12 protein-coding genes are annotated in these 13,065 nt (G+C 47.9%); 3 read left to right on the forward strand and 9 right to left on the reverse strand.

Features of this window, described 5'->3' with window-relative positions:
- Positions 1-308 precede the first annotated feature (308 nt).
- Genes Q1A41_RS08845 through Q1A41_RS08885 form a run of 9 tightly spaced genes read right to left on the reverse strand, consistent with a single transcriptional unit; the run spans position 309 to position 10,090 of the window.
- On the reverse strand, positions 309-680 hold the full coding sequence (locus Q1A41_RS08845; protein ID WP_299977339.1) for a DUF4440 domain-containing protein: 372 nt from the start codon (positions 678-680) through the stop codon (positions 309-311).
- Positions 681-710: 30 nt separating this feature from the next.
- Positions 711-1,094 (reverse strand): nuclear transport factor 2 family protein, encoded by a 384-nt coding sequence (locus Q1A41_RS08850; protein ID WP_299977343.1) that lies wholly within the window; start codon positions 1,092-1,094, stop codon positions 711-713.
- A gap of 15 nt (positions 1,095-1,109) precedes the next feature.
- Entirely contained in the window at positions 1,110-1,652 is a 543-nt protein-coding gene (locus Q1A41_RS08855) for a DUF2889 domain-containing protein (protein WP_299977346.1), read from the reverse strand.
- Between the two features lie 25 nt (positions 1,653-1,677).
- Complete coding sequence (locus tag Q1A41_RS08860; protein ID WP_299977349.1) at positions 1,678-3,459, reverse strand: acyl-CoA dehydrogenase C-terminal domain-containing protein; 1,782 nt, start codon at positions 3,457-3,459, stop codon at positions 1,678-1,680.
- Positions 3,460-3,517: 58 nt separating this feature from the next.
- Positions 3,518-4,708: an acetyl-CoA C-acyltransferase gene (locus Q1A41_RS08865; RefSeq protein WP_299977352.1), complete on the reverse strand. Its 1,191-nt coding sequence runs from the start codon at positions 4,706-4,708 to the stop codon at positions 3,518-3,520.
- Between the two features lie 60 nt (positions 4,709-4,768).
- Positions 4,769-6,889, reverse strand: a complete 2,121-nt coding sequence (locus Q1A41_RS08870; protein WP_299977355.1) for a 3-hydroxyacyl-CoA dehydrogenase NAD-binding domain-containing protein — start codon at positions 6,887-6,889, stop codon at positions 4,769-4,771.
- Positions 6,890-6,895: 6 nt separating this feature from the next.
- The gene (locus Q1A41_RS08875) at positions 6,896-8,524 is read right to left on the reverse strand and encodes a long-chain fatty acid--CoA ligase (RefSeq protein WP_299977358.1); all 1,629 of its coding nucleotides are present in this window, start codon (positions 8,522-8,524) and stop codon (positions 6,896-6,898) included.
- Positions 8,525-8,534: 10 nt separating this feature from the next.
- Complete coding sequence (locus Q1A41_RS08880) at positions 8,535-9,689, reverse strand: acetyl-CoA acetyltransferase (protein WP_299977361.1); 1,155 nt, start codon at positions 9,687-9,689, stop codon at positions 8,535-8,537.
- Positions 9,689-10,090 carry an OB-fold domain-containing protein gene (locus Q1A41_RS08885; protein ID WP_299977363.1) on the reverse strand — a complete coding sequence of 134 codons (402 nt, stop codon included), beginning with the start codon at positions 10,088-10,090 and terminating at the stop codon, positions 9,689-9,691. Before Q1A41_RS08885 ends, Q1A41_RS08880 begins: the two co-directional genes overlap by 1 nt.
- 323 nt (positions 10,091-10,413) lie before the next feature.
- On the opposite strand from Q1A41_RS08885, the gene Q1A41_RS08890 reads away from it, so the two are divergent.
- From Q1A41_RS08890 to Q1A41_RS08900, 3 genes are read left to right on the forward strand one after another with little or no spacing between them, the layout of a single operon-like run.
- A complete protein-coding gene (locus tag Q1A41_RS08890; RefSeq protein WP_299977365.1) occupies positions 10,414-10,911 on the forward strand; it encodes a flavin reductase family protein in 498 nt (165 codons plus the stop codon).
- Entirely contained in the window at positions 10,908-11,480 is a 573-nt protein-coding gene (locus tag Q1A41_RS08895; RefSeq protein WP_299977366.1) for an NUDIX hydrolase, read from the forward strand. The genes Q1A41_RS08890 and Q1A41_RS08895 overlap by 4 nt, the downstream gene beginning before the upstream one ends.
- Positions 11,477-12,862, forward strand: coding sequence for an amidase (locus Q1A41_RS08900; RefSeq protein ID WP_299977369.1), 1,386 nt, complete (start codon positions 11,477-11,479; stop codon positions 12,860-12,862). Before Q1A41_RS08895 ends, Q1A41_RS08900 begins: the two co-directional genes overlap by 4 nt.
- Positions 12,863-13,065 lie beyond the last annotated feature (203 nt).

Genomic DNA, 13,065 nt, shown 5'->3' on the forward strand with positions numbered 1-13,065 from the left:
TTCGCACCATCCGGGTGCTCAGCCTTTGGCCAAGCCCAAAATCTCTCCTAGAGATTTGGTCAAGTCGAAAACGGCCCTGCAAAGTGCGCCCTACCCATGACATGCTGCAATTGAAGACTAACCCTGCATCCTTTAAGCATACTCAAAAAAATTTACGATGCAGAATGTCTTGGGCGGGTAGTGCTATGACGGGGCATCTCCGACTTGGAGGAGGAGGTGAGCTAGCATGGACGCCGCTTTTTGCGACCCCTTCATAGCACTACCCGCCCAAGATATTCGTTCAGCCTCCACACTGTAGGATATACAGACTACAAGCCCATCGGATTATCAATTATAAATTGCCACTCACCATCAGTATTCTTCTGTAAAACATCAATAGCCTTGTGAAGCTCAGGCGAATCAGATTTATCGTCCGCCCAATGCCAAGCAACAACTACCAAAGCCGTGTTTTCAACAATATGAATACTGCGCTTTACCAAGGCCATATTGGCGATAATATCCGTGAAACGCTCAAGCTCGGCGTTAAGCTCGATCTCATTTTGAGTTAACTCACCGTCTGCTTTGACATAAGCACCCTGCTCCACATACAAAGCCCTTGCAGTAGCGTAGTCTTTTTTCAGCAAAGATTTGACCAAGGTTTTATAAACCGCCTCAATAGCTTCTTTATCAATAGCGCTCATAAATGACTCCATCGGTTTTCAAGTAGATAGTTAAGCTGGGTTTTTACGATAAGAATCTTTAACTCTGATTTTATCGCCAGCAAATTCGAATAGATCGCAGCCCATCAAGTTGACACTACTGCCATCAGCCTTGGTGCCCGTAAAACGCCACTCGGATACACCGCGATCGCCCGCAACAAAGTGAGTGTCTTCGTTCCACTTCGCATCAGGGAAGACCTTAAAAATAGTTAGATAACTTTCCCGCACAGCCACCAAACCTTCAGCACGATTACCGAATATATCCGCACCTGCTGAACTATCGAAGCGGCAATCATCTGACATACAAGCCATAAGGGCCTCAATATCGTGATCATTCCAAGCTTGGGCAAAATCTTTTAACAACTGTAGGCGAGTCGCCTGTAGAGATTCACTCATAGTATCCTCTTTACTCTAATTCGTTTTTACTTCAACAAACTCTGGCCAAAGTCTTGGGATAACATCACCAGCGGCATCTAAGCCGTAGCAACTATCGACCAGAGGTTTAAATATTTGTGGGTTTTCGCTGTAGTCTATCGGGCGGTAAACCGCATCTGTAATGGCTTGGTAAGCTACCGTGGCCATAGGGCCAAGTAGCTCTCTCAGATGAGTGCAGCCTTCCGTTGCCCCAAGCCGCTGTTTAATCTCACGTTGCCAGCCTGGACCTATTACCACGCCTAGTAAACGCTGATAGTTTGGTAAAACATCAGGACACCGCAGGTAAGGGGTGTCACTCATCGTGGCTTCTACTTCTTGAATAGTCATATCCAAATCTAAAGCGATGCGAAAGCACATATCGTGAAGATAATCGTCACTTGTGATCAACTCTCGATCTGGGGTACCCAAGCTAAAGTGCTTCTTATCAGTTAAATGGGCCTCGATATCCCATAAACCATCTTCGCGCTCAAAGGCTTGTACCTGGATATTGCGAGTATGTGATAGTTTTCTTTTACTCATACAATCAACCTAGCCAGCAAGAAACCTAGAACGGCTCTTTTAACCAATAATCGGCGATGGAATCATTGCCCGCGTTAATCGCCGCCGCCAGTGCCTGGGTGCGCGGCAAAATACGTGCAACATAGAAATTTAACAAAGCTTGCTTTTGCTCAAGAAACTCAGAGCTATAATCACTGCCCTGATAGGCATTGGCTTTATTTGCAGCACGCAATAGATAATACGCTGCCACAATATAACCACAGAACATCAGATAATCGCTGGCGGCCGCATTAACCTCTGCAGGGTTTTCTGCAAATTTCGCCAAGCAGCTCGCATTCAGGTTTTGCCAGTCAGCCACAACATCCGACAAAGCATTGGCGCACTGAATAAGATCAGGCGTATTGCTGGCCTTAGCCTCTTCGCAAGCTGCATTAACTTGAGCAATAAAGGCATTTAACTGCCGCTGGTCGTCAGCAATAATTTTACGGCTAATAAGATCGATACCTTGGATTGCCGTAGTGCCTTCATATATCGCCGTGATACGTACATCGCGATATAACTGCTCCATCCCGTATTCAGAGATAAATCCGTGACCACCTAAAATCTGCACACCGTGACTAGTGGCTTCCATAGCAGCCTCGGTAATAAAGCCCTTAGCAATTGGCGTTAGGAAAGCCAGTACTGCCTGAGCCTCATCTGCTACTTCGCCGCCATCGTGCAGACGATCAACCTTTTCTGCTAGCTCATAGGACATCATTCGTGAAGCTTCGGAAAAGGCCTGCTGAGTAAGCAGCAAGCGACGTATTTCTGGGTGAGCAATAATTGGATCAGCCGCTTTATCAGTTGAAAAACGCGGACTCGCCTTCATTTGCAAACGCTCTTTAGCGTAAGCTAAAGCATTTTGAAATGACTTCTCTATTTGCCCCTGGGCCTGCAAGCAAACATCGACACGTGATTCATTGATAAAGGTAAACATATTGGCTAAACCACGATTGGGTTCACCAATTAAAAAGCCTTTTGCACCATCAAAGTTGATAACACAGGTCGCGTTACCGTGAATCCCCATCTTGTGCTCAATGGAACCGCAGGCAACGGTATTACGCTGAATGAACTCACCTTGCTCATTGGGTAAAAACTTAGGCACTAGAAATAGAGAAATTCCGCGCACCCCTTCAGGCGCACCTTCAATACGGGCCAGAGTGATATGCACCACATTGTCGACCATATCGTGCTCACCCGAGGAAATGAAAATCTTGCTACCACTAATCGCGTAGCTGCCATCTTCATTGGGCGTCGCCTTAGTTTTTAACAAACCTAAATCAGAGCCACAATGCGCTTCGGTTAAACACATAGTCCCTTGTGATTGCCCGCTCACCAGGCCGGGTAAATAATCGGCCTTTTGCTCTTCAGTACCGTGGGTTTTTAAAGTAGTAACCGCACCCCAAGTAATGGTTGGGTATAACGTCCAAGCCAAATTTGCGCTCACCAACATCTCATAAATTGAAAACTGCAAGCTCATCGGCAGGCCTTGGCCACCCAACTCTTCTGGCTGGGCAAGGGCGGGCCAGCCATTTTCAACAAACTGCTGGTAAGCCGCTTTAAAACCTGTGGGTGTAGTCACCTCGCCATCTTGCCATTGACATCCTTCATCGCCGCTTTGATTTAAAGGAGCCAGCTGCTCCTGGGCAAAGCGGCCGGCTTCTGCCCAAATCGCCGATACAAAATCCATATCCAAATCGGGATTATTTTTTGTATAGGCCGCGGGGACCTCCATTACTTGCTCGAAAGCAAAACGAATGCTCTCGTAGGGAACGTGATACTGGGTCACAATACTTTCTCTCGAATTAATACGGTGTTAAATCAGCTAGCAGATATTTCTTGCTGCCTTACAGAACCTCAAACAAACCTGCAGCGCCCATACCGCCGCCTACACACATAGTGACGACAACATAACGCGCACCACGACGCTTACCTTCGATGAGAGCATGCCCCACTAAGCGAGTGCCTGTCATACCATAAGGGTGGCCAATCGAAATACCACCGCCATTTACATTGAGCTTATCCATTGGAATACCCAGCCTTTCAGCACTGTAAATAACCTGGCAGGCGAAGGCTTCGTTTAATTCCCAAAGGCCAATATCATCGACAGTTAAACCATGAGCTTTAAGCAGTTTTGGAACAGCATAGATAGGACCAATACCCATTTCCTCAGGCTCCAGTCCCGCTACCATCATGCCTTTATAGGCACCTAGTGGCTGTAAGTTTTCACGGGCAGCCAATTCATCAGAAACCAATACACAGGCCGCCGAACCATCTGAAAGTTGAGAGGCATTACCCGCCGTAATAGAACCCCCCTCGACTACCGAGCTCAGTGCCTGCAAACTTTCCAATGTAGTCTGCGGACGATTACCTTCATCCATACCAAGCGTTACTTCTTTAAACGAAGTTTCTTTGCTTTCTCTGTTAAAAACAGCTTTAGTCGTTGTAACAGGAACAATCTCCTGCTCGAAAGCACCCGACTCTTGCGCTGCCGCAGTGCGCTGCTGAGACAGCAAGGCATACTCATCCTGAGATTCGCGAGAGATACCGTACTTCTTACAAATATATTCTGCAGTTTGCAGCATTGGCATATAAGCCGTATCGGAATTGGCCAAAACCGTTTCGTCTTTTTCCTTCATAATCCATTCAAAGGCCGGTGTTTGCACCATGGAAATATGTTCATGACCCGCTGCCACAACGGCATCCATACGATCAACCATAATTTGCTTAGCAGCCGTCGCCACTGACATCAGACCGGAAGAGCACTGACGATCTATAGATTGGCCGGAAACTGTTAAAGGCAAGCCTGAAGCTAAAGCGGCCATACGGCCCAAGTTCATACCCGCCGTACCGGCCTGCAATGAAGTACCCATTACTAAATCGTCAAAGCGATCAGCGGCCAAGCCGCTGCGCTCAACCGCCGCCTTAATAGAATAAGAAGATAAGGTGGGCGATTTAGTAATATTAAATGCACCGCGAAAGGCTTTCGCAATTGGCGTTCGTGCGGTTGATACAATAAGGGCTTGACGTTGACTCATAAGATAACTCCAAAAAATTTGTATTCGATTTAGGCTAGATATTTAGACGTGCCCCAGCCCTTATGATTTTCTATATGATTTAAGACTGCTCTGGCTTTCAGATAACTCGTTTAACAAGTCTGCGGGCTTAAACCAGCGTTCGCCGTACTCACCAAGGCTCTTTTGCAATTTAACTAAACTTGTCTGAGTATTCTCCAAGCCCAGCTCATCAATATATTGCATTGGGCCACCACGCCAGCGCGGAAAGCCATAGCCGTTGAGATAAATCACATCGATATCGCCAGAGCGCAAAGCAATACCTTCTTCCAGGATACGCATGCCTTCATTGGCCATACTGAGGATGCAACGTTGCACAATTTCTTCTTTTGAGATCTCTCTCTGTTTAATACTGAGATTTTCAGAAATTTCAGCAATCAAAGCCTGTACTTGTGGATCTTCTTGTTTTTTACCTTCCGGATATTGATACACCCCAGCACCCGTTTTTTGCCCTAAGCGGCCTTGCTCACGCAAGGCAAACTGTAAAGCCTGATAGCTTTCCTCACCCTGCCACTCATCTTGATTAGCCAAAGCTGCCATACAACCAACATCAATGCCCGCCATATCGGCCATTTCAATTGGTCCCATTGCCATGCCAAATTCCCGCAGCGCAGAATCAACTTCACTGGGCTTCACACCTTCAAGCACCATGCGAAACGCTTCACGCGAATAAGGGGCCACCATGCGATTTCCCACAAAGCCGTAGCACACTCCAACGGTGACCGCAGTTTTCTTTATCGTTTTTGCTAATTGCAAACAACTTGCCAAAACCGAAGCCGAGGTACGCTCGGTACGCACCACTTCAAGCAGCTTCATAATATTGGCCGGACTAAAAAAGTGCAGGCCGATAACGTTCTCTGGGCGAGAGCAAACCTCGGCAATTTCATTCAGATCGAGGGTGGACGTATTACTGGCGAGAATCGCGCTGGGCTTACAGTGGCGATCCAGCTCAGCAAATACCGACTTTTTCACTGATATATCTTCAAATACTGCTTCAATTACCAAATCGGTATTTGCTAATTCTTGATAATCACTTACCGTAGCAAGAGCCGCTAAAGATGCTTCACATTTAGCAGCATTGATGCGCCCCTTATCGCGATTAGATTCAATAGTTTTAGTAATGTAAGCGCGGGCTTTCTTTAATGCCTCTGCATTTACATCTAACAAACGAGTTTTAATGCCTGCCAATAAGAAGTTAATGGCAATGCCACAGCCCATTAACCCAGAGCCGATAATGGCTACCTCTTGGATTTCCAAAGAAGCATCAGCTGAACTAATACCAGGTACTTTCCATGCTTCTTTCTCTGCAAAAAAAGCATGCTGCAAAGCGCGAGCCTGGAAACTATTAGCGCACTCATCAAAGAGCTTTCGCTCTAAGGCAAGGCCCGCCTGCAAGCTTAGCTTCATCCCCTCGCGCACCGCCTCAACAATGGCAACAGGGGATTTTTGACCATACCAACGGCGAGACTGCTGCTCTTGATATGCTCGCAAGGCTTGCTCATCATCCTCACTTACCGTGAAGCTCTGCTCAAACATATTGATAGGCTCAACGTTTTTGGAGGATTCCGCTAAGGTCAAAACAGCTTCATTAGCTTGCTCTTGGCTTTCAAAAACGGTTTCAATCAAGCCCAACTCTAAGGCCTGCTCCGCTGAAATTGGCTTTCCATCGCACATCATTTTTGCTGCAGTTGCCATTGGTATTATTCTTGGTAATCTTTGGGTACCACCGGCCCCCGGCAGAATACCTAAATTGACTTCCGGCAACCCCAAGCGGCTGCCCGCTTCGGCAATACGCTGATCCGCTGCAAGAGCCAGTTCCAAGCCACCACCTAAGGCATAAGCAGAAACCTTGGCAATCACCCACTTCGGAAAGCTGTCTATACGATTGCACAAAGACGGCAAACTTGGTTCAGCAAAAGATTTTTCGCTGCCAAACTCTGTAATATCTGCACCTGCCGAAAATGCTTTTAGGCTTGAACAAATAAGCACAACTTTGACTTGCTCATCCTGTTCAGCCGCATCCAGGTAATGATCGATCGCGCAACGAAGCTCATAGCTCAGGGTATTTACTGGTGCATGGCACATACTCAGTGTCGCCAAATTACCCTGAACAGAATAATTTACATATTGATTAAACTCAGACATCAAACTTTATCCCTCGTAGGAAAAATCACGGTATTGCTCACGCAAGTCTTTTTTGCTGACTTTCCCCGTTGCGGTATGCGGTAGCTCGGTCGCAAATAAAATAGATTCTGGTATCCACCAGCGCGTTACCTGAGTTTGCAAGAAATCTTTCAACTCCTGTTCACTCACCTCCTCGCCGGGTTTGCTAACAACAATTAAGAGAGGGCGCTCAGACCACTTGGGGTGATAAGCCGCGATTGCCGCCGCCTCCAAAACCTTTTCATGGGCCATCACAGCGTTTTCGAGATCAGCAGAACTGATCCACTCGCCACCGGATTTGATAACATCTTTGCTGCGATCAGTAATAGAGACATAGCCCCTAGAATCGATAACCGCTATATCGCCAGTATCAAACCATCCATCTTCAGTATGAGCATCGGCTTTCTCGATACCTAAATATTGAGAGCACACCCACGGGCCGCGCACTTGGAAAGAGCCAGGGCTTTTACCATCCCATGGCATTTCATTTAGAGCATCATCAACAATGCGCACCTCGATACCAAAAGTTGGGCGACCGACAGTTTTACGCAAGGCAAACTGCTCATCTTTCTCCATAGCCATCATGCTGGGCGTTGGCATATTCATCGTGCCTAAGGGGCTGGTTTCCGTCATTCCCCAACCCTGCTGCATAAAAATACCCTGCTCTTCTTCGAAGGCCTGCATCAATGCAAGAGGCGTTGCAGCGCCACCTACCATCAAACGCTCAACAGTTTCCAATTTGGTATTGCTTTCGCGCAAATACTGCAACAAGGCCAGCCAAACTGTCGGCACACCCGAAGCAAAGCGAACACGCTCAGCGTTCATTAGCTCGGCCAGCGCCTGGCCGTCCCCCATAAAGCGCCCAGGAAAAACCATTTTGGCACCGGCCATTGCACCAGCGTATGGAATATTCCAAGCGTTTACGTGAAACATTGGCACCACTGCTAATAGAGAGTCTTCAGGCTGCATTCCGACAGAGGAACTGGTATTGGCCGTTAAGCTAATCAATACAGTTGAGCGATGGCTATAAACAACGCCCTTTGGATTACCGGTAGTACCCGAGGTATAGCAAATACCACAGGCTTGATTTTCTTCGAGCTCTGGCCAATTAAACTCACCGCTTTGTTCGGCTAAAAGCGTCTCATAGCAATAAACGTTGTCTAACTCGTGGGCCGGCATTGCCTCTTCACCACAAAGAACCACATAACCTTTAACCGTTTTAAATTTGTCGGCCAGACGGCTCATCAAAGGTAAAAAGTCTGGATCGACAAATACCCACTGATCTTCAGCATCGTTTAATACAAAATCGAACTGCTCGTCGGATAGACGCGGATTGATGGTGTGGCATATCGCTCCCACCCCTGGAATCCCATAATACAATTCAAAGTGGCGATAACTATTCCACGCCAGGGTTCCGATCACATCACCTTGTTTAACGCCAAGTTTTTCTAAAGCGCCCGCCAACTTTGCAGCGCGTTTAAATGCATCTGCATAGCGGTAGCGATGCAAACTGCCATCCGCCAATTTAGAAACAATTTCGGTATTACCATGGATTCTTGCAGCATGACGCATAACCGCAGGAATAGTGAGCTGAAAATCCATCATTTTTCCGAGCATTTTTAAACTCCTATAAACAAGCTTCTGTGCCAAAGATCGTCGTGGCCTGACTAGACAGTGTGCCGCCGTTACCATGCGCCAAAGCAAGCTCGGCCGATGGTATTTGTCGATCGCCACAGTCGCCGCGCAATTGACGAACAGCTTCGATCATGCAAAACAAGCCGTACATGCCTGGGTGTACGCAGGAGATTCCACCACCATTAGTATTAACTGGGCGTACACCACCTGGCGCAATTCGCCCGGCAGAAACGAAAGCACCGCCTTCACCTTTAGCGCAAAAACCAAGATCTTCTAAGAATAAAATGACGTTAATAGAAAATGCGTCATACAGCTGGATAACATCGATGTCACTGGCTTGGACGCCAGCCATTTGATAGGCACGACTACCGCTTTGCACTGCGGCCGTTGTTGTTAAATCAGGCATCTGATCTATTTGTCGATGAGTTGTTGCCGAAGATGCCCCTAGGACATAAGCTGCTTGCTTGCCATATTCTTTGGCACGATCTTTAGCAACCAACACCATCGCCGCCGCACCGTCAGTCACCAAACAACAATCCATTACCGATAGCGGATCAGAAACCATTTTTGCGGCAAGTACCGTTTCTAAATCAGTTTTTTCTCGAACAAAAGCTTCTGGGTTCATCGCGCCCCAAGCACGAGCCGCCACCACCACCTCAGCCAACTGCTCTCTAGTTGTTCCGTATTCATGCATATGTCTGGCTGCAGCTAGGGCGTAACCGGTGACGGGGATGCGCGGGCGATAGAGCTGCTCCCATTCTGGGGTTTCAATTAGTCCCGCATGATTACCACCATTGCTGCGCGCATTACTGCCGTAGGCAATGAGCACGGTTTTGCACAAGCCAGACTCAATCGCCATTACGCCTTGCAAAAGCTGAGACATAAACGACGAACCGCCATTCATATCGCAACTGGTAAAACTTGGCTGAATACCTAGATATTCAGCGGCACTAAGGTTGGCAAAATAATGGGAGCCTGTGGTCGCACAAAGCCCGTCGATTTCGTGCAGCCCTATGCCGGCATCTTCCAGCGCACGCTGCACGGCGACTCCCATTAACTCTAATGGTTGCCAGCCTTCGTGATTTCCAATACCTGCTTGCGCTACGCCAACAACCGCAGCTTTTCCACGTAAAATTTCAGCTGACATTAGCGCGCCCCTTCCTGCAAACCGTGCTTAAAAAGCAATAGCGCATCAGCGCCTTCTTGCTGCTCGACAAAAGCCTCAACTGTATCGCCGATTTTTGGCAACTCATCCGATTGCAGGCGCAATTGAGTCATCATTCTCGGCCCCTCTTTAAGCTCTACAATCGCTACGTAATAGTCACCGCCGCGCTCTGGCCGCTGGGGAATTCGACTCAGAGAATAAATACTGGCTGCACCACTGGCAGCCACCCACTGCCAGTCATTGCTGCCACTGCCGGGCGCAATAGCCCGCGGATAAAAGAAAAACTGACCATCGCCCCCTTGCTGAATGCAAAACTGCCCTGCATTCAAGCGCGCTTGATACTCGGCCCAAGGACCGTGACCACTGAGTGATTGCTCCACCATTGGCTTTTAATTACCTCATCGTTTTTGTATCTGCGGCAGACTGGCGAGCCTTGCGAGACGCCAGGAGCACAAATGGCACTTTTGGCCAAACTGCGCTGAAAATGCCTATCGAATAGTATTTTCTAAGTCTAATAATGTCTTAATATACTTTTAACCGAACGAACGATCATGTCAAGATCAAATTGAGTCCATTTGATCGACTAAAATTTGACTTAAATAGCTCTCGAACATAATATTATCGAACGTTCGTTCATGGATCATTGAGCAGATTTAAAGACAACGAACGCGTATCAGACAGAAATTGAAATTGTGAGAGTGGTACCGTGAAAGAAAAGCACGCCAACAAGCCGATAGACCCCAGAGAACTCAGAGACGCCCTAGGTCAATTTGCCACCGGGGTTACAGTGATCACTTGCTTTGATCAACACGGTAAGCCAGTTGGCATGACAGCCAGCAGCTTCAACTCACTATCACTAGAACCAGCACTAGTGCTATGGAGCATCGGCAAAGGCAGTAGCAACTTTGAGGCCTTTAATAGTTGCAGCCACTTCAACATCCATATCCTTAAGCACGACCAGGGCGATTTGGCCTACCAATTTGCCAGCAAAGACGGCGACCGATTTGCCGACGTTAAACTTGCGCAAGGCGATCAAAACGCACCAGCTATGGAAGATTGCCTGGTGCGTTTTGAATGCTCTTTAAACGCTAATCACGACGGTGGCGACCATCGCTTACTGATCGGCAAGGTAGAGAAACTGCAACACAATGACGGTGAAGCTCTGGCGTTTTACCGAAGCAAATTTGCCGGGCTTTTAGCATGAAATTTTGTAGCGACTGCGGACACAGTTTAATACTCGCAATACCTGCGGGTGATTTGCGCGAGCGCTTTATTTGCAGTCACTGCGGTCGCATTCACTACCAAAACCCCAACTTAGTCGTTGGCGTCATTGCCCATTGGCAAGACCAGGTATTGCTTTGCCGACGAGGCATTGAGCCACAAAAAGGCCTCTGGTGTCTGCCGGCCGGCTTTATGGAAAACGGCGAGTCCAGCGATGAAGGCGCCATGCGCGAGGCTAAAGAAGAAACCTGTGCAGAGCTTGAGATCCAGTCTTTGTATGCGGTGTATAACCTACCCCATATCAATCAAACCTATATGTACTACCGGGCTAAACTATTGAGCCCAAAGGTAGAAGCCGGTCTAGAAACCTTAGAAGCTCAGCTTTTTAAGCAAAACGAGATCCCTTGGTCGCAACTCGCTTACCCAAGTATTGCTGCGGCCTTACAGCAGTTCTTTATCGATCACAAAAGCAGCCAGAGCGGTGAAGAAAAGTACCCGTTGATCCATGAAACCATCAGCAATCAAGCTAGCCTACTAGGGAACGCTTCATGAGTGATATTTCTAACTTAAGCGCACTGGAACTCAGCCGCCTTTATCAAAGTAAAGCGCTAAGCCCAAGGGAAGTTATCGACACTCAATTGCAGCGCCTCGAAGCGCTGAACCCCAAATACAACGCCTTTTACGAAATTGACTTTGAAGGCGCCCGTCGCGAGGCGCAAAAATCCGAACAGCGTTGGTTTAATGGTGAACCCAATAGTGTTTTAGACGGCACCCCTACAAGCGTAAAAGATGCACTATTAAGCCGCGATCAAAAAAGTTACCGCGGATCAACCGCCAATATTGCTGACGACATCGACTGGAACGAAGACTGCCCTCTCGTTGCACGCCAAAAAGAAGCTGGAATGATTTCACTAGGCAAAACCACCATGCCAGATTTTGGCATATTGGCGTCCGGCTACAGCTCATATCATGGAATTACTCGCAACCCATGGGATAGCAGTGTGACTACCGGCGGCAGCAGCTCAGGCACGGCTGCTGCAATTACTGCCGGCTTCAACACCGTTGCCGCCGGCACCGATATCGTAGGCTCCATACGGCTACCAGCTTCCTATACCGGATTATTTGGGCTCAAGCCTAGCCAAGGTAGGGTTCCTTACTACCCAAGCAATGCCGACACACTAGTAGCAGGGCCAATGTCACGCAGCGTTATGGACTCGGCCGCCTATTTAAATATATTGAGCCGCCCAGATCGGCGCGATGCTCGCTCTCTTGCCTGGCAAGATTTTGATTTTACGCAAGGGCTGCAATCTGCCCGTCCGTCTTTACGCCTGGGCCTGCTATTAGATATTGGCTTTGGGACAAGCCCCGACCCAGAAACTCTAACCGCCGTCAGCCAAGCCGCCGAACAACTTGAAGATCTTGGACATAGAGTAATCCCGATCCAGTCGCCCTTTAAAAGCGGCGATGAAGATTGCGCTGAACTCTATTATCAACAGCGCTGCCACAATGAGTTTAAGCAATACAACGAAGAAAAGCGCCGCCAAAGCCCATACATCTGGAAATTTACAGAACATTGTGAAGAGGTTTCTGCGCCAGATTTATTTGAGGCCACCATGCAAATGCGCAAGCTTGGCGTACAAACCTTGGAAATGTGTTCGCAAGTAGATTATTTGTTATTACCATCGACTCCCCGCCCTGCATTTCCTGCTGAGCTTCCGGCCGATGATGCCGACAAACTATTTGACCCCTGGTGTAATAACTTTTTATTTAATATTAGCGAGCAGCCTGCTGCCTCCATTAACTGCGGTTACAGCAGCAAAGGCCTGCCCATAGGCTTACAGATTGTTGGACCAAGGTTTGATGATTTTGGCGTGCTGCAGTTAGCTAAACAGTATGAAAATATTCGGCCAGAGCAGAGAGCGTTTCCGATATGAAAAAGAGATCCGGCCAAATTGTAGGGGTCAGACCCCATTCTTTTTAAGTTAGCCTTAGCTTGCTGAACCGCGTACTTTTTGAAAACGGGGTCTGACCCCGGCGTGCCGAGCCCGGACACCTCCAACTGCAATATACTTTTTATAGGGGTCAGACCCCATCCTTTTTAAGTTAACCTTAGCTTGCTAAACCGCGTACTTTTTGG

It is taken from the genome of uncultured Pseudoteredinibacter sp., assembly GCF_947502065.1.
In the GTDB taxonomy this organism is placed as follows: Bacteria; Pseudomonadota; Gammaproteobacteria; order Pseudomonadales; family Cellvibrionaceae; genus Pseudoteredinibacter.